Raw genomic sequence first — 22228 nt, forward strand, 5'->3', positions numbered from 1 at the left:
GAAGGCAGGCCCTGATGGCGAGTTCCCCGATTCCCTCTTCCTCCGCCCGTTCCCGGGTTCCCGTGATCGACCTCGGACCGTGGCGCTCCGGCGATGCCGGGGCGCGGGAGCGGATCGCCGTCCGCGTCGACGAGGCGCTCCAGGCCGCGGGGTTCCTGCTGATCACCGGGCACGGAGTGGATCCGGGGCTGCCCGCGCGGATCCGGGAGGCGGCCAAGGAGTTCTTCCGCAAGCCCGCCGAGGCCAAGGAGCCGTACGCGGTCGCGGTCGGGGGACGCGGCTGGCTCGGTCCGGGCGCCGAGGCCAACAGCTACGCGGAAGGGGCCGCCTCGCCGCCCGACCTCAAGGAGTCCTGGTCCTGCGCGGCGGACGAGCCCACCGGGAACCCGTCCGTGGACGCCGAGTGGTTCCGGCCGAACGCCTGGCCGGCCGAGGTGCCGGCGCTGCAACCGCCGGTCGTCGAGTACATCGCCCGGATGCGGGCCCTGTCGGACGAGCTGCTGGAGCTCCTCGCCACCGCGCTCGGCCTCGATGTCGACCACTTCACCCGCCATACCGGCCACCCCACCTGGGGGTTCAACCTCAACTGGTACCCGGGCACGGAGGTGCTCGGCGAGCCGCTGCCCGGCCAGTTCCGCATCGGGGCGCACACGGACTTCGGGACGGTCACGGTCCTCGACCGCGAGCCGGGCTCGGGCGGGCTCCAGATCCACACCGACGCCGACGGCTGGCAGGACGCCCCGTACGACCCGGCCGCGCTCACCGTGAACATCGGCGACCTGATGGCCCGCTGGACGGGCGACCGCTGGCGCGCGGGACGCCACCGGGTGCTGCCGCCGCCCGTCGACGCCCCCACCGAGGAGCTCGTCTCACTGGTCTACTTCTACGAATGCGATCCGCACACCCGGGTCGAGTCCCTGCCCGCGCCGGTGGGCCGGGTGGTGCACGAACCCGTGGACTCCCACACGTACCTGAGGGCGAAGCTGGACGCGATCACCGTGTCCTGACGCTCCTCCCGGAGGGTGAGCCGGGTGCCTCGCAGGGGGAGGCCCGGCTCCTCCTGTGAGGTGACGATCACGTACGGCTTCCTGCGTAGGTTCGAGGTCATGAACCGACGCCGAACCACCGCATCCCTCGCGTTACTCGCCCTCCTGCTGCCGCTGCCGCTCGCGGCCGCGGGCACCGCGGCGGCCGCCGGGCCTCCGGCCGCCGCCGCATCGCCGGACACCCGGGTGGTGCTGCCCGAACTGCCGCGTCCCACCGGCGGGTTCGCGGTCGGCCAGGAGACCCTGCACCTGGTGGACCGCAGCCGGACCGACCCCTGGGCGGGGTCCGGGCCGCGGGAGCTGATGGTGACCATGCGCTACCCGGCCCAGCGCGGCACCGGAGGGCCGGTGCGGCCCTGGCTCACGTACGAGGAGGCCCGGCTGCTGCTGGCCGACCGGAAGCTGGACGGGGCCGTCGCGGTCGAGAGCCTGGTGGGGACCAAGTCGCACGCCCGCTCGGAGGCCCGTCCCGTGGCCGGCCGGTACCCGCTGATCGTCCTGTCGCCCGGGTTCACCGTCCCTCGCGCCACCCTCACCTCCCTCGCGGAGGAGCTCGCCTCCCGCGGGTACGTGGTCGCCGCCGTGGACCACGCGTACGAGACCTCCGGGACGGCCTTCCCCGGCGGGCGCGTCCTGACCTGCCTGGCCTGCGAGAAGGCCGACAGCGAGGAGGGCGCCAAGGCGGTCGCCGAGAACCGGGCCCGTGACGTGTCCTTCCTGCTCGACCGGCTCACCGGCCGCCACCCCGCCTGGCGGAACGCCGGCCTCATCGACCCGGGCCGGATCGCGATGGCCGGGCACTCCATCGGCGGCTCCGCCGCGGTCGCCGCCATGGCGGCCGATCCGCGGATCCGCGCCGGGATCGACATGGACGGCGGGGTGTTCTCGCCGGTGCCGGCGGGCGGGCTCGGCGGCCGGCCCTTCCTGATGCTCGGCTCGGAGGAGTCCCGGCCCGGCAACACCGGGACCGGGGAGGCGAGCTGGGACCCCAACTGGAAGCGGCTCGACGGCTGGAAGCGCTGGATCACCTTCGACGCCTCGAACCACTTCACCTTCACCGACTGGCCCACCATGAGCGACCAGCTGGGGCTGCCCCCGCTGTCGCCGCTGCCCGGTGCCCGCTCGGTCGACCTGACCCGCCGCTACGTCGGCGCCTTCTTCGACCGCCATCTGAAGGGCATCCCGCAGCCGCTGCTCGACGGTCCGGGCCCCGAGGCGCCGGAGGTCCGCTTCCACACCCCGTGACCCGTGGCCGGGAGCGGTGAGCGGGTCCGCGGCGGCCGCCCGGGCGGACCCGATTACCGCTGGTCGGCGCTGTTCGGCAGGATGGGGGCATGACCGAGATCCGCACCCCCCGCCTGCTGCTGCGCCGCTGGACCGACGACGACCTCGTCCCCCTGTCGGAGATCAACGCCGATCCCGACGTGATGCGCTGGATCGGCGACGGCTCCACCCTCGACCTGGACGAGACCGCCGAGGAGATCGAGCGCTGGGAGGAGGAGTGGGACGAGGAGGGCTTCGGCCTGTTCGCCGTCGAGCTGCTGGCCTCGGGTGAGCTGATCGGCGCGGTCGGCCTGAGCGTGGCGCAGTCCCCGGCGGAGGTACGGGACTTCGTGGCGATCAGCTGGCGGCTCGGCCGGTCGTACTGGGGCCAGGGCTATGCCTCCGAGGCCGCGCAGGCCACCTTGGAGTTCGCCCTTCAGGACCGCGGCCTCGACCGGGTGATCGCGGTCAACCGGTCGGGCCACGAGGAGTCCGAGAACGTGATCCGCAAGCTGGGCATGGTGGCGGACCTCGACACGACGGACCCGGAGCACGGCCACCTCCTCCAGGTCCACAGCATCGACCTGACGGAATACGAGGCCTGACCCCGGGGAACCGCCCCCGGGGAACCGCCCGGGGGGACCGTCGGCGGCCGAAGGGTCAGGCCCGCCGGAACCACGGGCGTCGGGGGGCGGCCGGCGGGCCGAACGGCGGGAGGGCCTTGAAGCGCTCGTCGAGGACCACCGTCGGGGCGATCCGCCGCAGCGCGCCGCGGACCAGGGTCAGCGGGTGCCCGGGGAACTCCGCGTCCCATTCCTCCAGGTCGGCGACGTGGTAGGGCAGACCGCCCGACACGTCCGGCCCGTACGGATGCGGGCGGAAGTAGTTCTCGTGGCCCACCCGGGCGCCGACGAGGGCCTCCCGCATCCCGCTCGTGCCCTGTTCGGCCGCCTGCACCTTGATCACCGTGCTGCAGGCCGCCTTGGGGAGGGTCCAGGAGGCGAGGAACGCCAGCCCGTGCTCGGTGTTCGGCCGCCGGATCTTGACCAGTTGCCGTACGGCCGGGACGGAGTCCACCTCGCCGGGGACGGCCTCGATCAGCCCTCCGCCCGCCCGGGCCACGGACCGGGCGAGGCCGTGCCGGAGCCGGTCGCCGTCGTGCAGCGGCGCCGGCAGGTCCGGGACCAGCGGGAAGAAGTGGACCGAGAGGATCAGGCCCTGCTCGTCGGTCCAGAGCCCCTGCTCGCGCTCGGTGAAACCGGTGAGGTCCATGCCGGTGATCGGTGTCGGTGCGGATATCGGTGTCATGGGGATCATGATGCTGATCACCGCCCGGGCCCGTCGCGGCGGGTCGGGGCCGGAACCCGGCCGGGCCCGCCGCGGCCGCTCAGGACGTGGCCGCGCCCGGGGCTTCGGCGGCGTGACCGGTGCGGACGGCGGCGAGGGCGGCCGCGTGGACGGCCGCCGGGTCGCCGCGGTCGGGGACCGGGCTGCCCGTCAGGGTGTACCACTCCTCCGCGTCGTTGTACTGGACCTCGATCCGGACCAGGCCGTCGTCCGGGAGCGTCGTCGTACGCAGGGTCAGCGGGCCGGTGATCACCCCGACCTCGTCCGTCATGGCCCCGCCGGGCCCGGCGAGGACCTCGCCGCACCACTGCCGTCGTCCGGCCGTGTGCCCTCGTCCCGTCATGCCGCGCAACCGTCCAGCATCGTCGTGAGCATCTTCTTCTCCGCTTCCGTCACGGTCAGGCCGTACGTCGACTTCACGGTGGTCCAGGCCCGCCCGTACTGGCACCAGCTCGACTTGTCCGGCGGCTGCCACAGGTCGGGGCTCTGGTCGCCCTTGGAGCGGTTCGTGGCCGCCGTCACCGACAGCAGCTGAGGGTGGGTCAGATCGTTCGCGAAGGCCTTGCGCCGCGCGGCGTCCCAGCCGGCCGCGCCCGAGCGCCAGCCCTCGGCGAGCGGCACGATGTGGTCGATGTCCATCTTCGAGGCCTCGGTGACCACGGCCCCGTCGTACAGGCTCTTCCAGGTGCCGGAGACGGCCTTGCACTCGGAGTCCTGCCTGACGTCCGCGCCGTCGCGCTTGAGGACGACCTCGCGGGTGTCGCACTTGTTGCCCTGCTCGGCCCAGTGCGTGAACTTGGCCCGGCTGTAGCCGGCCATGGTCCCGGGCGGTGCGACCTTCAGCGCGGCCAGCTGCGTACGGGCCACCTCGACGCCGACCATGCCGGGCAGCACGTCCCCCGCGGCCGGTTTGCCGTCCGAGCCGCCCGGAACGGAAGGCGACGAACCGGCCGCCGACGGCTTCGCGTCCTTGCCCGGCGCGGTGCCGGTGCCCGAGCACCCGGCCACGGCCAGCACCGCCGCCGCCGTCAGGGCCGCACCCCGCACACGTATCTGACGTCCCATGAACCCACCCCGAGCCGGCTCCGCCTCGCACACTGTCCCGGAAAGACTACCCAGAACCGGACATTCAACCGGACGACCCGCCCGCCGGGCCCCGCCGCCGTCGAGCCGTGCGCTCCCCGGGGCGTCTTGCGGGGCCCCTCGGCGGGCGTTGTCAGTGACCCTCGCTAGTCTCCCGACATACCGCAGCTCAAAGGGGCTTCGTCCCCTTGGTCGACGCTGCGCGCATCCGGGTTTCGGGCAGGCGGAGGGGCACGTACTGATGGCATGGCTGGCGGCGGGCGAGGGGTACGAGATCGCCCTGGTGGAAGGGAAGGTGGCGGCACGGTCCGCCACCGGGCGCACGGCGGGACGGCAGTTGAAGACGCTGCCCAAGGCCCTGCGCGACCACCCCGAGGTGGACCGGCTGCGCCGGCTCGCCGAATGGCTGGACCGGCACGAGGCCGCCTGCCTCGCCCAGGTGGACACCTGGATGGTGTCCTCGCTGCCCGTGCCGACGGCGCTGCTCTCCCGGGTCTGGCCGGACGAGGCCTGGCAGAGCGCGCTGCGCGACATCGCCGTCGTCGGCGAGGATCCGGACGAGGTGGGCTTCCTGCGGGACGCCACCGCCGGCGGTGAGCTCAAGGTGGTCAACCTCGACGGCGAGACCGTACGGCTCTCCCCGCTCACGGTGACCCTGCCGCACCCGGTGCTGCTGCCCGACCTCGACGACGTGCGGGACTTCGCGGCCGAACTCGGCATCGTGCAGCGCGTCGAGCAGATCCACCGGCCGACCTGGGAGAAGCCCGAAGGGCTGGCCGCCACCGCCACCGAGGTGCGGGACTACGCGGGCGGGGTCTTCGCGAGCCGGTTCGGCCTGGCCGCGAGGGCGACCGGCCTCGGGTACCGGGTCTCCGGCGGCTACGCGACCTGCAAGGTCCGCGACACCGGCCGGGGCACGGAGGCGGCCGTCTGGATCGGCGAGCCGTACTACGAGGACGAGACGAGCACCGGCGCGCTGAGCTGGCACGACGAGAACGGCCGGGCGGTGCGGCTGACGGAGGTCGGACCGGTCGCCTGGTCCGAGGGAATGCGGATGGCCGCGGCACTGTACGCGGGGCGCAAGATCGAAGAGGGCGGGGACGCGCGATGAGCACCACCACCAACACGACGGGCACGGCGGACACGGCGGACACGGTGGCGGAAACCGCCGAACTGCTGCTCAAGTCGGGCGCCGTGCTGCCGAACGGCACCGAGGGCGCGGGTCCCTCGGCGGTCGACCTGACCGCGCGCACCTACCGCCACCCCGCCCTGCCCGACGACCGCGTCGTCGTCCGGCTCGCCGCCGCCGAACTGGGTCCGGCCGAGGACCTCGCCGCCGGATTCCTCGGGCTCGTGCCCGACGAGGCCGAGGGCGCGCCGCCCGTGGTCGGCCTCGGCCAGCGCCAGGCCCTCGGCTTCCCCGAATGGGTCCTCGTCCACCACCCGCAGGACGGACACCACGCCCTCGCCGTGGTCCCCGAGCTCGACCGGCTCGCCCGTACGGCCAAGACCAAGCCCAAGGCCGCCCTCGACGCCTGCCACGAACTGGCCGGCCGGCTCGGCGCCGCCGTCCCGCACTTCCTGCCCGTCTTCTACGAGCAGGCCGCCCGCGTCTTCCTCGCCGTCGAGAACACCACGTACGCCGCCCAGCTGTTCGGCCGCGCCCGCACCAGCGAGGCACAGCACGGCCTGGCCGTCGACGAGGACCGCCTCGACGCGGTGTTCCTCGAATTCGCCCTGGTCGGCGCCCTCCCGGTGAAGGTGCTCACCGGCTACGCCAAGGAACTGTCCGCCCGCGTCGGCCCCGCCGAGGCCCTGATGCGCTTCCGCCGCCTGTGCGTGCGCCGCACGGCGGGCGGACTGCCGCCCTCCGCACAGGCCGCGACCGAACTGCGCCGCCTCGCCCGCGCCGCCGGACTGACCGGCACCGAGGCCGAGCAGGAGTACCTGGCCGAACTGCTCCCGCTGCCCGCCACGCTGCGCGCCGCGTACGGCTGGTGGAAGGCCCACCGCACCGCGCTCGTCGCGCTGGCCCGCCGGGTGCCGGCCGTACGGGGCACCCTGCTCGGCCTGATGCCGCCCGGCGGCGGGGACGGCGAGCTCCCCGAGCTGTGGCTCGGCCTGCTGGAGGAATCCGGCGCCACCGCCGGGCTGGTCAGCGCCGACCTGCCCGCCGAGCAGCGCTGCTCCGACGGCGCCGCCGGCTGGCTGGAGCGCTTCCACGCCGCCCGGCACACCGGCTGGGGCCTGCGCCCCACGCTGCCCGCGCTGCTCGACCTCGTCACCCGCGCCGCCGACCGGCTGCGGGCCGAACTGGCCGCGCGGGCCGAGCTCGCCGGGCCCGGCCGCGAGGCGGGCCTGAAGGTGGGCGTCGAGGACGCCGACCTGCTGGACCTGCTGCTCTCCCTGGACGTCCCGGTCACCGACCCCGAGCCCGATTCCGACTCCCGCCGACGCCGCGATCAGCTGAACCTGGTCGACTGGGCGCGCTGCGACCAGCGGCGCGACCTCCTCGCCATCGCCGCCGACCAGCGCTTCCGGCCCGCCTTCCGGCGCGCCGCGTACGCCTTGGGCGGTGATGCCCACGCGGTGGAGGTCGTGCGCCTGCTCGCCGCCGCGCCCGGAGGCCGCCCGATGCTCACCGAATGGATGCACGAGGTGGCCGCGGCCTCCACCGCCGCCGGGCTGCCCGGACTGCCCGACGCCATCCGCCGGCTGACCTGGCTGCCCGCCGAAGCGCTCGAACTCGCCCGTGCGGAGGTGGCCGCCGCGGCCGCCGCAGACCTCGGCGAAACCCTCGCCCGCACCCTGCGCACCGGGCTCTTCGAGGAACTCTCCTGGCCCGCGTGGGAGAGCGCCGTCGCCGAGATGACGCCGGCCGGCCGGAGCGGGAGCGACCTGACCGTCTTCGAGGCCTGGCCCCACCTGATCGTCGCCAACGCCCAGCAGGTTCGCGTCATCGACGCCGACGCCACCGTGCTCACCCACGACCTGCGGGCGGCGAGCAGCAACGCGCGCCGGTACGGATTCCACTACGTCGACGGCGAACTGCTCGTCTTCTGGGGCCAGTACGGCACCGGGGACATCAAGGGCTACTGGCACACCGACCCCGGCAACGTCTTCACCGTCGACATCGCCGGCGGCTACTGGAACCTGCGCTCCGAGGACATCAGCCTGCCCCTGCCGGGCGGCGGCCGCGCCACCGGCGGCGGGGTCCTGCACGCCGGGGACACCAAACTGCCCGGCGAGCGGCGGCTGCTGTCCGACGGGACCTCGTACTGGGTGTGGCAGCACCGCGACCAGGAGCACGAGGGCGGCTGGCGCGAGTACGACCCGGCCGGCGGATCCCTCGGCCGGTTCTCCGTGCCCGGCTTCCTCGCCGACGCACTGACCGCGCACCCCGGCAACGGCAACACCGTCCCCACCCAGTCCTGCTGGCTGCGGCCCGCGCCCGCCGTCGAGGGCTCCGTCCTCGGCGCTCCCGCGGACGGCCTGCTCGGCTGGCGGATCGTGCGCGTCCCCGGGCAGGGCTGGGAGGCCTCCGACACCGGCGGCCGCCGGGTCGGCGTGCCCGAGGGCTCCGAGATGCCCGTCGCCGCGCTCACCTTCCCCGGCGACGAGCGGCCGCGCACGCTCAGCCACCGCTGGCGCGAGCTGAGCATCAGCGATCCGGAAGGCGTGGTCACCGCCCGGTCGCGCAGCGACCACCGCACCGCCGCCTTCTCCACCGGCGGCGTCGAACTCCCGCCGCTGCCCTTCTGGTACGCACTGCGCCCGCGCGACCCGCAGGCCTCGGCCGCCCTGCGCGCCGCCGACGGCGCCTCGATCGGCGTCCTGCTCAAGGCGGCCGCCGCCGCCGAAGCGGCCACCGACCTGCCCGGACTGGTCCGCGCGGCGCTGCCGCAGATCACCGCCCCGCAGCTGATCGGGGGCATCGTCGAGGCGCTGCGCTTCGCCCTCACCCAGCAGGAGGCGCTGGACGGGGTCGCCGCCCGGCTGGACCCCGACTCGGGCGCCGGTGACCGGGAGCCGCAAGGCCCCACCGACGAACTGATCGCCGAGGCGCTGCGGGGGCTCGTCGGCACCGGGTACTACCGCTGGGGCGCCCAGAGCGACGTCGCCCACCGCTACCTGGACGGGCTGGTCCGGGCGGCCGCCGAAACCGAAGCCGCCGCCGTGCCCGGCAGGCTCCACTTCGACGTCCCCGGACTGCCGTACTCCGCCCTCCCGTTCACACAGCTGCTGGACCAGCCCGCGGCGATCGCGTACCGGGCCGTCGCCGCCGGTACCACCGAGGAGCACCGGACCGCCCTGTGCGCCCTGCTCGGCCGGGTGGACGCGCTCGGGCTGGACTCGGCCGAGGGCTCCGCGGACCGCTGGCGCCGGGTCCTGGTCCACCTCGACCAGCGCCACCTGCGCACCTCCGACGGCATCGAGCGCGACACCTCGCACCGCAGCCTGCTCCCGCTGGGCGGCGGAGCCGTCCTCGGCCTCACCGAGCACAACGCGTCCGTGCCCGACGGACACGAGTTCGGTGCACTGCTGTACGACCCGGCCGGCCGCTTCACCGTGCCCGGCCCCTACACCGTGCGCGGAGACGCCCCGCTCGGCGACCGGGAGCGCGGCCCCGGCTGGCTGGCGGCCTTCCTGACCGAGGCCGCGGAGCGCGGTCCGGTGCCGTTCTTCCCGGAAGCGGCCGAGGAGTTCGCCCGGCTCACGGGCGTGTCCGCTACCCTCGCGCGGCTGCTGCTGGCCGGCCTGCCCAACATCGACAGCTACCAGCACCATTTCCTGCCGGCCGAACTGCGCACCGCGCTGGGCGTCAAGGCGGCCGACGCGAAGCACGCCCGGTCCGAGCTCAGGAGCCTCCAGATCGAGGTGCGGCGCGAGGCCGTCGCCGCGCTGCTGCCCGCCGACCCGGCGCGGCTGTGGACCGAGGGCCCGGACGTGGCCGCCGCCGCGCAGGTGTGGAACGCTCGCGTGGGCCGGCGTACGCCCGTGCCCGAGTGGCTGCTCGCCGAGGCCACCCGTGCCGTGAACACCGGCTGGTCCACGCACCGGGCGCTGGCCGCGATCTTCGGCCCGGCCCAGTCGCCCGCCCTGAGCGTCGACGTCGCCTGGGAGGTCAAGGGGGACCACGTCGAGCCCACCGAGCCGGCCGCCGAGCCGTTCACCCCGATCGTCCTGACCGGCGCCCTGACCCTGACGGCCTGGACGGCCCACCGGCTGCCCGCCGGTGACCCCCTGCGCGCCGCGCTGCCGCCCGCCCTGACCGCCGTACGACAGCGGCTGGCCGCGCCCGGACTGATGCTCAGCATCGGGCACTTCACCGACCTGCCCGACTTCCGCAAGGCCGCGGGCACGCCGACCGAGACGGGCGAGGGGTACGAGCGGTACGGCGCGGTGGTCATGGCCACCCACGACGACCGGCCCAAGCCCGCCCTGCGCACGGCCCTGCTCGACTCGACCGGCTCCGACCCGTACCTGCCCGCACTGCGCGGCGACGACCAGCAGCCCTCCTCGGTGGAGACGGCGCTGAGGGCCGTACACGAGCCGCGCTTCGCCGGCCTGCTGGCGGACCCGGGCGCGCCGGCGGCGGGGGCCGTCGACAAGGACGGCACGTGGTGGCCGCAGGACCCGAGCCGCTCGGTGCCCGAGCTGGTGGCGGAGGTGTCCGAGGCGCACGGGCTGGGCGCGGACGCGGCCGCCGTGTACCTGGCGCTCCTCGCCATGCCCGACCCGACCGACCGCAACGTGGCCCGCTGGACGGGCTGGAAGCCGGCCCGGCTGAAGGCCGCCCGCGCCGAACTGGCCGCCACCGAGCTCGTGGTGACGGCCTCGCGCACCCGGGCCGGGCGCTCGCTGTTCCTGCCGGGCGGCTGGGCGGAGATGTCCTCGCCGGTGCTGCCGGTGGAGACGTGGAAACTGCCGATGTACGGGCTGGCCCCGGGCGGGCGGCCGGTGCTGGGAGTGCTGGTGCCGGACGAGCCGGCCGCGGACCTCTACCGACGGGCCTGGCAGCGGGTCCGCGAGGGCGACGTACCGCGCTTCGAGGCCCTGAAGGTCAAGCGGACGCGCGCACGCCGCCGCTGACGCCCGAGCCGGCCGCGGCGCCCCCCGCCTCCCGGGGGGCGCCGCGCGGCCCGGCACCCGTACCGCCGTAGCCGACCTGCACATCTCGCGAAGGAAACACCACGCCATGACCGTGACCGACACACCCGTCCAGAGCTCCCCGGCCCGGCAGTCGCTGCCCGCCGAGGAGCGGTACGCCGACGAACTCGCCTTCCTCGCCGCCCAGGACACCGGCCCCCGCCCGCCCGGCTGGGCGCTCACCCCGCGCGCCGTCGTCACCTTCGTGTGCGGCAGCGAGGGCGCGGAACTGGCCATCGCGGGCCGCCGCCGCGCCGGGCTCCCGGCCAAGCTCGTGATCGCCCCCAAGTTCGTCGGCGAAAGGGCGCTGGTCGAGCGCTGCGTCGTCACCCTCGCCGGGGAGCGCGGCCTGCTCCTCACCGGCGAACCCGGCACCGCGAAGTCGATGCTGTCCGAGCTGCTGGCCGCCGCCGTCTGCGGCACCAGCGCGCTCACCGTGCAGGGCACGGCCGGCACCACGGAGGACGCCTTCCGGTACGGCTGGAACTACGCCCTGCTGCTCGCCCAGGGTCCGACCTCCCAGGCGCTCGTCGACTCCCCGGTGCTGTCCGCCATGCGGACCGGGCGGGTGGTCCGGGTGGAGGAGATCACCCGCTGCCTGCCCGAGGTGCAGGACGCGCTGGTGTCGATCCTGTCCGACCGGCGGGTGAGCGTGCCCGAACTGACCGCCACCGAGGACGCGGTGGTCCCCGCGGCCCCCGGGTTCACGGTCATCGCCACCGCCAACCTGCGGGACCGCGGGGTCTCCGAGATGTCCGCCGCCCTCAAGCGGCGCTTCAACTTCGAGACGGTCGCGCCGATCGCGGACGCGGACGCGGAGGCCACGCTGATCCGCCGACAGGCGGTGGCGGCGGTGCAACGGGCGGGCGCGGCGTTCGCAGTGGACGACGCGGTGCTCGACGCGCTGGTCACGGTCTTCCGGGATCTGCGGTCGGGGCGCTCGGCGGAGGGCTGGGACGTGGAGCGGCCCGGCACGGTCATGTCCACCGCCGAGGCGGTCCAGGTGGCGGCCTCGCTGGGCGTGGCCGCGGCGTACCTGCCGGGCGGTGACGTGCTGGACCTGCTGCCGGGGCACCTGCTGGGCGTGGTCCGCAAGGACGACCCCGCCGACCACGGCCGCCTGCTCGGGTACTGGGACGGCCCGGTCCGCCGTCGCGCTGAGGACGGCTCGGCGATGTGGCGCCGCCTGTGGGACCTCCGCGGGAACCTCCGATGAAGGCGCCCGCCGCCCTCACGGATCCCGTCGGCCCGGCGGCCGGCGCGAAGGCGGATGCCGGCGGTGCGGCGGCCCCGGCCGCGCGGACACCCGGGACCGGGGCCGATCCGCGGATCGCCGTCGAGGCGCTCGCCCGGTCGAGGGCGCCGTACCTGCTGGGCGTACGGCACCACAGCCCGGCGGTGGCGGCGGTGGTGCCGGCGCTCCTGGACGCCTCGGAGGCGGAGGTGGTCTGCATCGAGCTGCCGACCGACTTCCAGCCGTGGCTGGAGCACTTGGCGGACCCCGAGACCCTCGCCCCCGTCGCCCTGGCGGGCACGGGGCGGGAGGGCGGGCTCGCGTTCTACCCGTTCGCGGACTTCTCGCCGGAGCTGGCGGCGATCCGCTGGGCTCGTGAGCGTGGGGCGGAGGTCCGTTGCTGCGACCTCCCGCTGGCCGACGCCGGATGGGCCGCGGCCCGGTCCGGGGACCCGGCTCCGCCCGGCCGCCGTTCGTACGCCCGGGCGCTGGCCGCGTCCGGCACCGGGCGCGACGGCGACGACCTCTGGGACCGGGCCGTGGAGGTACTGGCCCCCGGCTGTGACCCGGAGGCCGTGCGGCGGGCCGCCCTCGGCGTGGGCTGGGCCCTGCGCCAGGACGGTCCGGTCCCGGCGTCCGACCTGGCCCGCGAGGCCCACATGCGGGCGGTCATCGACGCCGCGGCCTCGGACGGCCGACGGGTCGCCGCCCTCATGGGCGCGTTCCACGCCCCGGCCCTCCTCGGCGAGCCCGCCACCGGCCCGGCCGCGGCCGACGGTACCGGGGCGGCCGGGGCCGGCGTTCGTGGCGGGGCCGCGGAGCAGGCGCGGGGCTCCGGGGCTCGTGCCGAATCCGAATCCGAATCCGAATCCGAATCCGAATCCGAATCCGAATCGGCATCCAGCGCCGGTGCCGCATCCGGTGCCGCTGCCTCGGCCGTGTCCGGCCCCGCTTCCGCGGCCGGTGCAGGCGGCCCGGTGACTTCCCTCGTGCCCTACTCGTTCGATCTGCTGGACTCCCGCTCCGGCTACCCCGCCGGGATCCGGGATCCGCTGTGGCAGCAAGCCGTGTTCCGGGCCGGTGGGGATGCCGGGCGCGTGCGTGACGCCGCGTCCGTCGCCCTCACCGGGATCTGCCGCGAGCTGCGCCGCGCCGGCCACACCGCAGGGACCGGCGAGGCCGCCGAGACCCTGCGGCTGGCCTGCGACCTGGCCGTCCTGCGCGGGCTGCCCGCGCCCGGCCGGGGCGAGCTCCTCGAAGCCGTCACCACCGTGCTCGGCCAGGGCGAACCCCTCGGCCGGGGAAGGGCGTTGGCCCGGGCGCTGGAGGCCGTGCTCGTGGGCACCGGCCGCGGCCGGATCACCCCGCACGCCCCGCGCTCCGGACTCGGCCCCTCCGTCGAGGCCGAGCTCGCGGAGCTGCGGCTGCCCGGCCCCGAGGACCCCGCCTCCCGCGAGGTCCGCCTCGACCCGCTCCGCTCCCCGCTCGACGGCCGCCGCGAGGTCCTGCTCCAGCGGCTGGCCGTCTGCGGGGCCGGGTACGGGGAACCCCTCGACGTGGCCGCCACCGGCGACGGCACCGCCCTCGGCGCCAAGTGGCGGCTGACCTGGACGCCTTCCGTCCCGGCCCGCCTCGACCTGGCCGGGGTCCGCGGGGTCACCGCCGCACAGGCCGCCGCCGGGACCCTGCGGGAGACCGCCCGGCGGGCCGCCGCCGAAGGCGGTCCGACCCCGGCCCAGATCCTCACCGGCCTGGCCGCGGCCGCGCGGTGTGATCTGCCCGAACTGGTCGGCGTACGGCTGGAGGAGGCCGCCGAGGTCCTTCCGCAGACCGCCACCCTGCCCGAACTCCTCGCATCGCTGGACCTGTTGGAAGGCCTCGCGCGCGGACACCTGCCCGGCACCTCCGAGGGGTCCCGCGCCGCCGCGGCCGCCCTCACCGGCCGGCTGCTCGAAGCCGCCGTACGGTCCCTGCCCGGGCTCGCGGGCAGCGAGGACCCCGCCGACGCACGCGCCCTCGTGGCCCTCGCCGACCGGGCCGCCACCCTGCACCTGGGCCTGAGGATGGACGCCACCCTGGCGGAACTGGCCGCCACCGCGTCCCCGTTGATGCAAGGCGCCGCATCGGCCGTACGCGTCCTCCTCGATCTCGACCCGGCCGCCGGCCTGGGCGACCGGGCCGCCGGGTGGATCGACGGCGCCACGACCCCGGACGGCCGGCGCTCCCTCGCCCGCCGTCTCGGCGGGGTCCTGGCCGCCGCCGGACCGCTGCTCCAGTCCTCCGCCGCCGCCCTCACCCCGGTCCTGGACCGGATCGACGGCCTCGCCGACAAAGAGTTCCTGGACCGGCTCCCGGCCCTGCGCGGCGGCTTCGACGTACTGGCCCCGGCCGCCCGCGACCGGCTGCTGGACACCGTCACCGAGCGGCTCGGCGACCGCCTCGACCTGTCCCTCGACGCGCCGCCCGCACTGCTCGCCCTGTGGGCCGCCGCGGACGCCGCGGGCGCCGCCGCGCTCAAGGCCCTTGAGGCGCTGCCGCTCGGCGAGGCGCCCCCTGCGGATCCCGAGCCCGGCTCCGACCCCGAGCCCGGCTCCGACCCCGAGCCCGGCCCCGAGCCGGAGCCATCCGTACCGCCCGCCCCCACAACCTCGCCCCTGCGGCGGGACGGTGACCGGCTGGCCCCCGCCGACCGCTGGCGCCTGCTGCTCGGCCGCCGGAGCGACCGGCTCGCCGCCGGGGCGCGGCGCTACGCCCACGCGCTCGACGAGCTGTACGGCCACGGCCGCGGCGAGGGCTCCGGCGACCTCGACGGCGGCCGGGGCGGCGGCGGTGGGCAGGAGGCCTCGTTCCCCACGGCCCGCGAATGGTCGCAGGAGCTCGAATCGCTCTTCGGCGCCGACGTGCGCGAGGAGGTGCTCGCCGACGCGGCCGACGCGGGCCGCGCCGACGTGCTGGGCCAGCTGGACCCGGCGGCCGTCCGCCCCTCCGTGGAACTGCTCAGCTCGGTGCTGTCGCTGGCCGGCGGTATGCCGGAGGCCCAACTGGGACGGCTGCGGCCCCTGGTCAAGCGGCTGGTCGACGAGCTCGCCAAGGAGCTCGCCACCCGGCTGCGCCCGGCGCTCTCGGGCCTCGCCACCCCGCGTCCCACGCGCCGCCCCGGAGGCGGGCTCGACCTGGCCCGGACCCTGCGCGCGAACCTCGCGCACACGCGCCGCCTCGGCGACGGCCGGGTCGTGGTGGTCCCGGAACGGCCTGTGTTCAGCACCCGGGTCAGCCGCGAGGCGGACTGGCGGCTGATCCTGGTGGTCGACGTCTCCGGTTCCATGGAGGCCTCGGTCATCTGGTCGGCCCTCACCGCCGCCGTCCTCGGCGGTGTGCCGACCCTGTCCACCCACTTCCTGGCCTTCTCCACGCAGGTCGTCGACCTCACCGACCGGGTCGAGGACCCGCTCTCGCTGCTGCTGGAGGTTCGCGTCGGAGGCGGTACGCACATCGCCGCGGGTCTGGCGCACGCCCGCTCCCTGATCACCGTGCCGAGCCGCACGCTCGTCGTCGTGGTCAGCGACTTCGAGGAGGGCGCGCCGATCGGCGGGCTCCTCGGGGAGGTCCGCGCGCTGGCCGCGTCCGGCGCCCATCTGCTGGGCTGCGCCGCGCTCGACGACGCGGGCGCGCCGCGGTACTCGGTCCCGGTCGCCCGGCAGCTCGTGGCGGCCGGCATGCCGGTGGCCGCCCTCAGTCCGCTCGCCCTCGCCCGCTGGGTGGGCGACCGCCTCCGTGGAGAATCCCGATGAGCAGTGAGCCGAGTACCGAGTCGAACCTGCCGCCGGTGGCCCCCGAGGTCCTCGCCGAGGCCGTCGAGCACCTCACGGCCCGGCTGCGCAAGAAGCTGGACGCGGCCATTCAGGGCTGCGCGGCGCGAGCGCGCCCGGGGGAGGACGGGGAGGTGGCCGTTCGCTTCGGCGAGGACGCGCTCGTCACGCTGCGGCCGGGTCCGAGCGGCGCGGTGACCGCGGCCGGACAGGCCACGTGTACGTGCCTGTTGGCCCCGCGCTGCCTGCACCGGGCGGCAGTCCTGGGCGCGGCCCCCCTGGCCGACCCGGCGGACTCGGCCGCGCCGCACCCCGAAGCCGTTCCGGCCCCCGGGGTGGGGTCCGGGGCCGCCCCGGAGCTCGGCTCCGGGGCGGCAGCCGAGGCCGGTTCCGCGCCGGGGACCGCGTCCGCGTCCGCGTCCGAGCCCGGATCAGGGTCGGAGGCCGGGTCCGGGTCCGGGTCCGGGGGCTCCCCGGGGGAAGGGGCCGGGCCCGCGCCCGAGGCCCTGACCGTGGCCCAGCGCCGCGCCGCCGCCGCGCTCTGGCGGGCCGCCGCCGAGGCGCTGGCCGCCGGGGTCACGGCCGCTGGTGCGGTGGTCCAGGCCGAGCTGCTGCGGGCCGCGCACACCGCCCGGCTCGCAGGGCTGCCCCGCGCAGAGGCAGCCACCCTGCGCGTCGTACGCGGCCTGCGCGCCGCCCGGGAGCGCAGCGGCGGCCACCGGCTGTCCGACCTCACCGGAGCCTTCCGCGAGCTCCTCCACACCACCGGACAGCTGGCCTCCGGTACGGCCGGACCCGCGCTGACCGGCACCGTCCGCCGCGCCTACCAACCCGGCGGCAGCCTGCGGGTGTACGGCCTGTGCCGGGAGCCGGTCCTCTCGGCCACCGGGTACGGGGGAGTGGTCACCCACCTGCTCGCCGCGGACGGCGCCCGCTACTGCGTCTCCGACGTCCGCCCCGGCGGCCCGGCCCGCGCCCGCGGCGCCGGATCCGCCTCCGTGGCGCTCGGCGGAGCCGCCCTCGACCACGCGGGCCTCGCGCGCGGGGGGCTGCGCATCTCCGGGGCCACGGTCTCCGCCGACGGCCGTCTCGGCTCCGGACGCGGGGTCCAGGCGACCCCGCTGCGCGGCGTCCCGTGGACCGAGGAGCCGGCCGCCGCGCTCTTCGACCGCCCGGCGGCCGAGGCCGTGGCCGCCCGGCTGGCGGACCGGGACGCCGCCCCGGAGGGAGCCGAACCGGCCCTGCTCGGCTGCGAGGTCATGGTCGTCGGCGCGGCCGGGGAGGACCTGCTGGTCCGGGAGGTACGGGCGGACGCGCCCCTGCTGCGGCTGCGCGCCGCCCACCCCCACCCCGAGCTGCCGCACACGGCCAACCTGCGCCGCATCGCCGCCCACCCGGGGCTGCTGCTCCGCGTCCTGGGCCGGCCGGACCTGGACCGCGCCGCGACGCTGCGCCCGCTGGCGGTCGGCCCGGTCCCCGGCGCGGAGTACACCCTGCGCCTGCCCGAGGAATGGCTGGGCCGGGCCGACCTCGGCTACGACGTGCTCCAGGGCAGTCACTTCCCACCCGGTACGGCGGCTGCGCCTTCGGCCGCCGAAGGGCCGGACGTCCTGGCCGACTCACCGTTGTGGCGGGTACGCCGACTGCTCGAAACCGGGGTCGCGGGCGGCCGCCGCGCCGTCGCCGAGGCGGCCCGTACCGCCGCACCCCGCACCGCGTACGCCCCGCTGCGCCGCGCCGGGTTCACCGCGGCGGCGGAACTCGCCACGGCCCTCGCCGCCGAGGCGGACCGCCGTCCCCGCGACGTCTTCGGCCGCCTGACCGACCCTTCGCCCGACGGTTACGCCCGGGCCTGGCTGGCCGCCTCGACCCACCTGGCCGCGGCGGAACGCTCCCTGGTGGCGGCGTCCTGGGCCTGGGGAGAGGGCGGGGCCCTTTAGGCCTGCCGCGCCGCGTACTCGTCGGTGAGGATGTCGCAGGTGCACCAGTCGCCGTCGCACGGGAGGCCGGCCTCGGCTCCGTACGGACCGAGGCCGGCCATGAGGCCGAGCACCTCGGCACGCTCGGACGGGGTGAGCGCGGGAGCTGCGGCGTGGTCCGGCAGGTGCCAGGCGTCCGGGACGTCATCGATGTCGCCGATGACGTGTGCGTCGATGAACAGGGTGTAGAGGGGGTGCTCGGGGAAGTGGTTGAGCCGTAGGACCCACCAGCGTCCGTCGGCCCGGGCCGCCCGGCAGAAGACACGCGAACCCGTCTGGTGCCAGGTGGCGTTCGCGGGCAGGGTGGGGACGGGCGTCATGGGGTGGCCTCCTGGGGGAGCGAGCGGCCACGGAGCCAGGTGGCGAGCGTGGTGAAGTCTGCCGGGGTGAGGCCGAAGCGGGGATCGACGCGGTGGAGCAGGGCCCGGCCCGGGTGGTGTGCGCGGACCCAGGTGCGGTCGGCGGGAGCGATCTCGTCGTCCACCCAGGCGAAGGGGCGGCCGGCGGCGTACTCGACCAGGGGGCGGGTCTTCCAGTGGGTCCCCGTCCGGTCCTCCTCCTCGGACGGGTCCGGCCAGGCCATCACCGGCAGGTCCGGCAGTCCCATCCGCGGCGCGACCCACGCGTTCGCGTCGGCCATCCAGGTCGTGGCCCAGACCAGTTCGCACGGCAGCGCCAGGAGGCGGGGTCCGAGAGCGGGATCGAGCCGTGCGAGGAGGGGGTTCGCGTCGGGTCGTGTGCCGTACGTCGGGTAGCCGTCCGGGAGGTCCCGGGAGGTGGCCCCGAACGGGATGAGCGGTCCGTCGACGTCGAGGAAGAGGAGGGGGAGGGCAAGGGGAAGGGGGCCGGGAACGGGTTGCCGCGTCGGGCTGGTCATGGCGGCACCGTAACCCCCGGGGTGGAACCGCGGGCCCTTCGATTCCCTCTCCCATGGCAAGAGGGGGATGAACATGATCATGACGAGGACGGCCGTGGCGGTGGTGGCCGGGAGAGCGCTGGGGGCGGGGCTCCTGTGCGCCGTGCTGGCGGCCTGCGGTGCGCGGCACGCCGGCGCGGAAGCCGCCGCGCCGCCGCCCGTACCGGCTGCCCCGGCGAAGGAGACCTGCGGCCTCGACCGCACGACGGGCGGCGCCGGTACGGGGCTGCCCGATCCCCCCACGGAGGAGGAGTCGGGTGGCGCCCACGCCGGGCCTCCCACCGATGAGGAGAGCGGCGGGTACGCGGGCCCGCCCACCGATGAGGAGAGGGGCGGGTACGCCGGGCCGCCCACGGACGGGGACGTCACCAACGGCGCCGGGCCCTGCAGTGGCGCCGGGTGGTTCGACATGACCCGGGACTTCAACGCCCACTACGCCCAGCACCGCACCCGGGCCGACCAGTTCCTGCCCGAGCAGGCCGTCCAGGAGGCCCGGGTGCGCAAGGGGCGGGACGCCGGGGAGGCGATCGTCACCTTCTCCACCCGAGCCGTCGGCAAGGGCCTGTGGGAGGACGGGCGACGGGTCGCGGACGTCTTCGTGTCGTGGCGGCGCCAGGTGTACCAGGACCACGGCACCGTGTCCGTCCGCACGGGCGCGGGAGAGGTCATCGCCACCTCGACCTGGTGAGGCGCGGGCGGGCGGGAGCGGGCGGGAGCGGGCGGGAGCGTGGAGGCGGCCTCACGGCCACCGCGCGTCCCAGAGCGCGCAGTGGTGTTCCGCCGGCCCGTTCACCGTGTGGATCCCGCCCGGCCCCGGGGCCAGCGACAGCACCGGTCCGGGCGCGTCGAACCGCGGCCACGCCGGGGGCCTGCCGGTGCGGGCGAACGCCGTCCAGTCGGCGGTCATCCGCTCCGACAGCGCCCGCTGCGGGCCCGTCAGGGCGGCGTCCATCGTGAACAGATAGGGCAGTTCGAGGCCGTGCGAGGCACCGTACGGGAAGCCCGGCACCTCCGGCAGGCCCGTGAAGTCCGGCGCGTCCCGGTCGCTGAACCGGTACGCGTACACCGGCGCGTACCGGGCCATCGCCCGGCCGTCGCGCAGCGCCGGGCAGATGAACGAGGCGTCGGACAGCACGGCGGCGAAGGCCAGCGCCGGGGTCGGGTACGCCGTCGCCGGGTACTGCGCCTCCACGGCCGCGACGGCCTCTGCGCCGAACGACCGCTCCACCCGCGCCCGGTAAGCGCCCGCGTCGGCGATGGGGAACGCCACCAGGCTCTGCGCCAGGAAGATCCGCATCTCGTCCAGGTTGATGCCCTCGACCACCGGCACCCGGTGGAAGCGGCCGGCCTCCAAGGCCCGCCGGGGCTCCTCGGGCAGTACGCGGTTGCCGTCGCCGTAGGAGACGAGCGAGAAGCGCTGCATCAGCTCCGGCGTCGCGAGCACCGCCGCGTCCTTCCCGCGCAGGCAGGCCAGCGCGGCGCCCGGACCGGGCCGGTCGCAGCCGAGCCCGGCCGCCGTCGTGACCCCGGCCGCGACGGTGCGCCGCTCGGGGACGAAGGGCTCGTAGCGCCCCAGCGTGGGCAGCAGCGAGCGGGGCGGCATGGTGGTCGAGCAGGAGCCGCTCTGCAGGACCGCCCGCCCGAACAGGCCGGCCGATGCGGGTGAGGTCAGGTGCGCGCAGATGCCGAGGCCGCCCGCCGATTCGCCGAAGAGGGTCACGTTGGAGGGATCGCCGCCGAAGCGGGCGGCGTTGGACCGCACCCAGCGCAGGGCCGCCTGCTGGTCGGCGATGGCGAAGTCGGGGGCCCCGCCGAGCGCCGGATGCCCGAACAGGCCGAAGATCCCGAGCCGGTAGTTGACCGTGACGACCACGGCGCTGCCTTGGACGGCAAGCCGCTCCGCGCGGTACGGGTCACCCGCTCCGTTGACGAAGCCGCCGCCGTGGAACCAGACCATGACCGGGCGTCCGCTCCCACCCGGCGACGGCGCGGTGACGTTCAGGTACAGGCAGTCCTCGGAGCCGCTCGGCCCACCCGGCCCCACCGCCGGCAGCTGCACGCAGCGCGCCCCGGGCGCCCCGGCGTCGCGTACGCCCGTCCACCGCGCGGCGGGCTGCGGAAGCCGCCAGCGCAGCGGGCCGGTCGGCGGCGCGGCGTACGGGATCCCCTCGAAGGTCCGGTGCGCGCCGTGCGCGCTGCCCCGTACGGGCCCCCGGTCGGTGTCCACCACGGGCCGATCATCGGGGGCCCCGCCCGCCGCGGACGCCGGTCCGGCTCCGGCGGAGAGCAGCAGGAGAGCGCACCACAGGGCGCTCCAGCGTCGTACGAAGCGCCCAGGGGACACCGGCGACCGCCTCTCGTCGTTTGCCCTTGCGTCCCCGCCCTCATCCCCTTCGTCCGGAGATCCCGCTATCGGCGCTGCACGACACCCCGTACGTACGCGGCCTGGCCGGCGTGCTGGAGGTCGTCGGCGAGGATGCTGACCAGTCGTACCCCCAAGGTGACCGGCGGGTCCCAGCCCGTGTCGACCACGCGGTCCAGATCGGTGGCGGAGAGCCCCCGCACGAACTCGGTGGTGCGCTCGTGCACGGCGTCGAAGTATCCGAGCAGCAGCTCGTCCGACTCGACCAGGACCGTCCCGACCTGTTTGGCCGTGTGCCCGTAGCCGGTGGCCTCGGCGGGCAGCGGCAGGGCGAACCGGGCGAACCACTCCTGGGCCGTCCAGACCTGCTCCAGGCCCGAAGCGTCCGCCATGTGGTCGTCCTGCACCCGGGTCAGGTGCCACACCAGCCAGGCGATCGAGTTCGCCTTCGGGTCGATCCGCGCGTTCAACTCCTCGGCCGAGAGCCCCTCGACCGCCTCGTGCACCACCTCGCGGATGCGCCCGTACGCATCGGCCAGTGCCTCCGCAGCCTTCATGTACCGCCTCCTGACGTGGTGTCATGTCACCGGGCGTGCGACATCGGCCGGTGCCCGGGGCGACCGGCCGACGGGTGAAGCCGTGCGGGTCACATGGGATCCATGCCCCGGTCGTCGATCTTGTCTTCCTTCTCGCTCTGCTCCTGGAGCCGGCGGGCCTTCTCCTGGAGCCTGCGGCGCTCTTCCGGGTCGGTGGAGCGTTCGGCCGCCGTCTTCAGCTCCTGCGCCTTCTCGCGCAACTGCCGGACTCGGCCGCGGGATTCGCCTGCGCTCATGATCACTCCTCGGGTGTGGGGGGTAAGGAGACCCGATTCAGCGAAACAGCAGCGCCGCGCGGGCGCATCTCGAACCGCCCGGCGCGACGACCGGCCGGCGGGGGCGGCTCCCCCGTTTGCCCGCCCCGTATGGCGCAGCGGAGCCGGGTGCCGGTGAATGGTGACCGAGCGTGCGCTTCCCATGACGCACGTTGACCGGCGTGCGAT

The 22228-nt window shown here is 75.9% G+C and carries 17 protein-coding genes; 9 read left to right on the forward strand and 8 right to left on the reverse strand.

Annotated features, from left to right (window positions below; all coding sequences use genetic code 11):
- Positions 1-14: 14 nt before the first annotated feature.
- The 3 genes from AB0M92_RS33670 to AB0M92_RS33680 all read left to right on the forward strand — a co-directional run bounded on the left by AB0M92_RS33670 (position 15) and on the right by AB0M92_RS33680 (position 2914).
- Positions 15-1007 carry a 2-oxoglutarate and iron-dependent oxygenase domain-containing protein gene (locus AB0M92_RS33670; RefSeq protein ID WP_366106151.1) on the forward strand — a complete coding sequence of 331 codons (993 nt, stop codon included), beginning with the start codon at positions 15-17 and terminating at the stop codon, positions 1005-1007.
- A 99-nt stretch (positions 1008-1106) separates the two neighbouring features.
- The gene (locus tag AB0M92_RS33675; RefSeq protein ID WP_366106152.1) at positions 1107-2291 is read left to right on the forward strand and encodes an alpha/beta hydrolase; all 1185 of its coding nucleotides are present in this window, start codon (positions 1107-1109) and stop codon (positions 2289-2291) included.
- Positions 2292-2380: 89 nt separating this feature from the next.
- A complete protein-coding gene (locus AB0M92_RS33680) occupies positions 2381-2914 on the forward strand; it encodes a GNAT family N-acetyltransferase (RefSeq protein ID WP_366106153.1) in 534 nt (177 codons plus the stop codon).
- Between the two features lie 55 nt (positions 2915-2969).
- Here AB0M92_RS33680 and AB0M92_RS33685 read toward each other — a convergent pair whose 3' ends face one another.
- The 3 genes from AB0M92_RS33685 to AB0M92_RS33695 form a co-directional block, all read right to left on the reverse strand.
- The gene (locus tag AB0M92_RS33685) at positions 2970-3617 is read right to left on the reverse strand and encodes a hypothetical protein (protein WP_366106154.1); all 648 of its coding nucleotides are present in this window, start codon (positions 3615-3617) and stop codon (positions 2970-2972) included.
- A gap of 79 nt (positions 3618-3696) precedes the next feature.
- Positions 3697-3999 (reverse strand): hypothetical protein, encoded by a 303-nt coding sequence (locus tag AB0M92_RS33690; protein ID WP_366106155.1) that lies wholly within the window; start codon positions 3997-3999, stop codon positions 3697-3699.
- Positions 3996-4721 carry an HNH endonuclease family protein gene (locus AB0M92_RS33695; protein ID WP_366106156.1) on the reverse strand — a complete coding sequence of 242 codons (726 nt, stop codon included), beginning with the start codon at positions 4719-4721 and terminating at the stop codon, positions 3996-3998. Before AB0M92_RS33695 ends, AB0M92_RS33690 begins: the two co-directional genes overlap by 4 nt.
- Before the next feature lie 259 nt (positions 4722-4980).
- Here AB0M92_RS33695 and AB0M92_RS33700 point away from each other — a divergent pair, with 259 nt between their 5' ends.
- The 5 genes from AB0M92_RS33700 to AB0M92_RS33720 all read left to right on the forward strand — a co-directional run bounded on the left by AB0M92_RS33700 (position 4981) and on the right by AB0M92_RS33720 (position 17872).
- A complete protein-coding gene (locus tag AB0M92_RS33700) occupies positions 4981-5850 on the forward strand; it encodes a DUF4132 domain-containing protein (RefSeq protein ID WP_366106157.1) in 870 nt (289 codons plus the stop codon).
- On the forward strand, positions 5847-10832 hold the full coding sequence (locus tag AB0M92_RS33705) for a DNA-binding protein (RefSeq protein WP_366106158.1): 4986 nt from the start codon (positions 5847-5849) through the stop codon (positions 10830-10832). Before AB0M92_RS33700 ends, AB0M92_RS33705 begins: the two co-directional genes overlap by 4 nt.
- 106 nt (positions 10833-10938) lie before the next feature.
- Complete coding sequence (locus AB0M92_RS33710) at positions 10939-12105, forward strand: AAA family ATPase (RefSeq protein ID WP_366106159.1); 1167 nt, start codon at positions 10939-10941, stop codon at positions 12103-12105.
- Positions 12102-15914, forward strand: a complete 3813-nt coding sequence (locus AB0M92_RS33715) for a DUF5682 family protein (protein WP_366106160.1) — start codon at positions 12102-12104, stop codon at positions 15912-15914. Before AB0M92_RS33710 ends, AB0M92_RS33715 begins: the two co-directional genes overlap by 4 nt.
- Positions 15911-17872 (forward strand): hypothetical protein, encoded by a 1962-nt coding sequence (locus tag AB0M92_RS33720; RefSeq protein ID WP_366106161.1) that lies wholly within the window; start codon positions 15911-15913, stop codon positions 17870-17872. The genes AB0M92_RS33715 and AB0M92_RS33720 overlap by 4 nt, the downstream gene beginning before the upstream one ends.
- On the opposite strand, the gene AB0M92_RS33725 is transcribed toward AB0M92_RS33720, so the two are convergent.
- Positions 17869-18231: a hypothetical protein gene (locus tag AB0M92_RS33725; protein ID WP_366106162.1), complete on the reverse strand. Its 363-nt coding sequence runs from the start codon at positions 18229-18231 to the stop codon at positions 17869-17871. The genes AB0M92_RS33720 and AB0M92_RS33725 overlap by 4 nt on opposite strands.
- Positions 18228-18788 carry an HAD domain-containing protein gene (locus AB0M92_RS33730; protein WP_366106163.1) on the reverse strand — a complete coding sequence of 187 codons (561 nt, stop codon included), beginning with the start codon at positions 18786-18788 and terminating at the stop codon, positions 18228-18230. Before AB0M92_RS33730 ends, AB0M92_RS33725 begins: the two co-directional genes overlap by 4 nt.
- A 73-nt stretch (positions 18789-18861) precedes the next feature.
- On the opposite strand from AB0M92_RS33730, the gene AB0M92_RS33735 reads away from it, so the two are divergent.
- Positions 18862-19515, forward strand: a complete 654-nt coding sequence (locus AB0M92_RS33735) for a hypothetical protein (protein WP_366106164.1) — start codon at positions 18862-18864, stop codon at positions 19513-19515.
- A gap of 51 nt (positions 19516-19566) precedes the next feature.
- Here AB0M92_RS33735 and AB0M92_RS33740 read toward each other — a convergent pair whose 3' ends face one another.
- From AB0M92_RS33740 to AB0M92_RS33750, 3 genes are all read right to left on the reverse strand, one after another.
- Positions 19567-21171 carry a carboxylesterase family protein gene (locus AB0M92_RS33740; RefSeq protein WP_366106165.1) on the reverse strand — a complete coding sequence of 535 codons (1605 nt, stop codon included), beginning with the start codon at positions 21169-21171 and terminating at the stop codon, positions 19567-19569.
- A 65-nt stretch (positions 21172-21236) separates the two neighbouring features.
- A complete protein-coding gene (locus AB0M92_RS33745; RefSeq protein WP_366106166.1) occupies positions 21237-21746 on the reverse strand; it encodes a DUF664 domain-containing protein in 510 nt (169 codons plus the stop codon).
- 89 nt (positions 21747-21835) lie between these two features.
- Positions 21836-22021 carry a DUF6381 family protein gene (locus AB0M92_RS33750; protein WP_366106167.1) on the reverse strand — a complete coding sequence of 62 codons (186 nt, stop codon included), beginning with the start codon at positions 22019-22021 and terminating at the stop codon, positions 21836-21838.
- Between the last annotated feature and the right edge of the window lie 207 nt (positions 22022-22228).

It is taken from the genome of Streptomyces sp. NPDC051582, from assembly GCF_040681715.1.
Classification (GTDB): Bacteria; Actinomycetota; Actinomycetes; order Streptomycetales; family Streptomycetaceae; genus Streptomyces.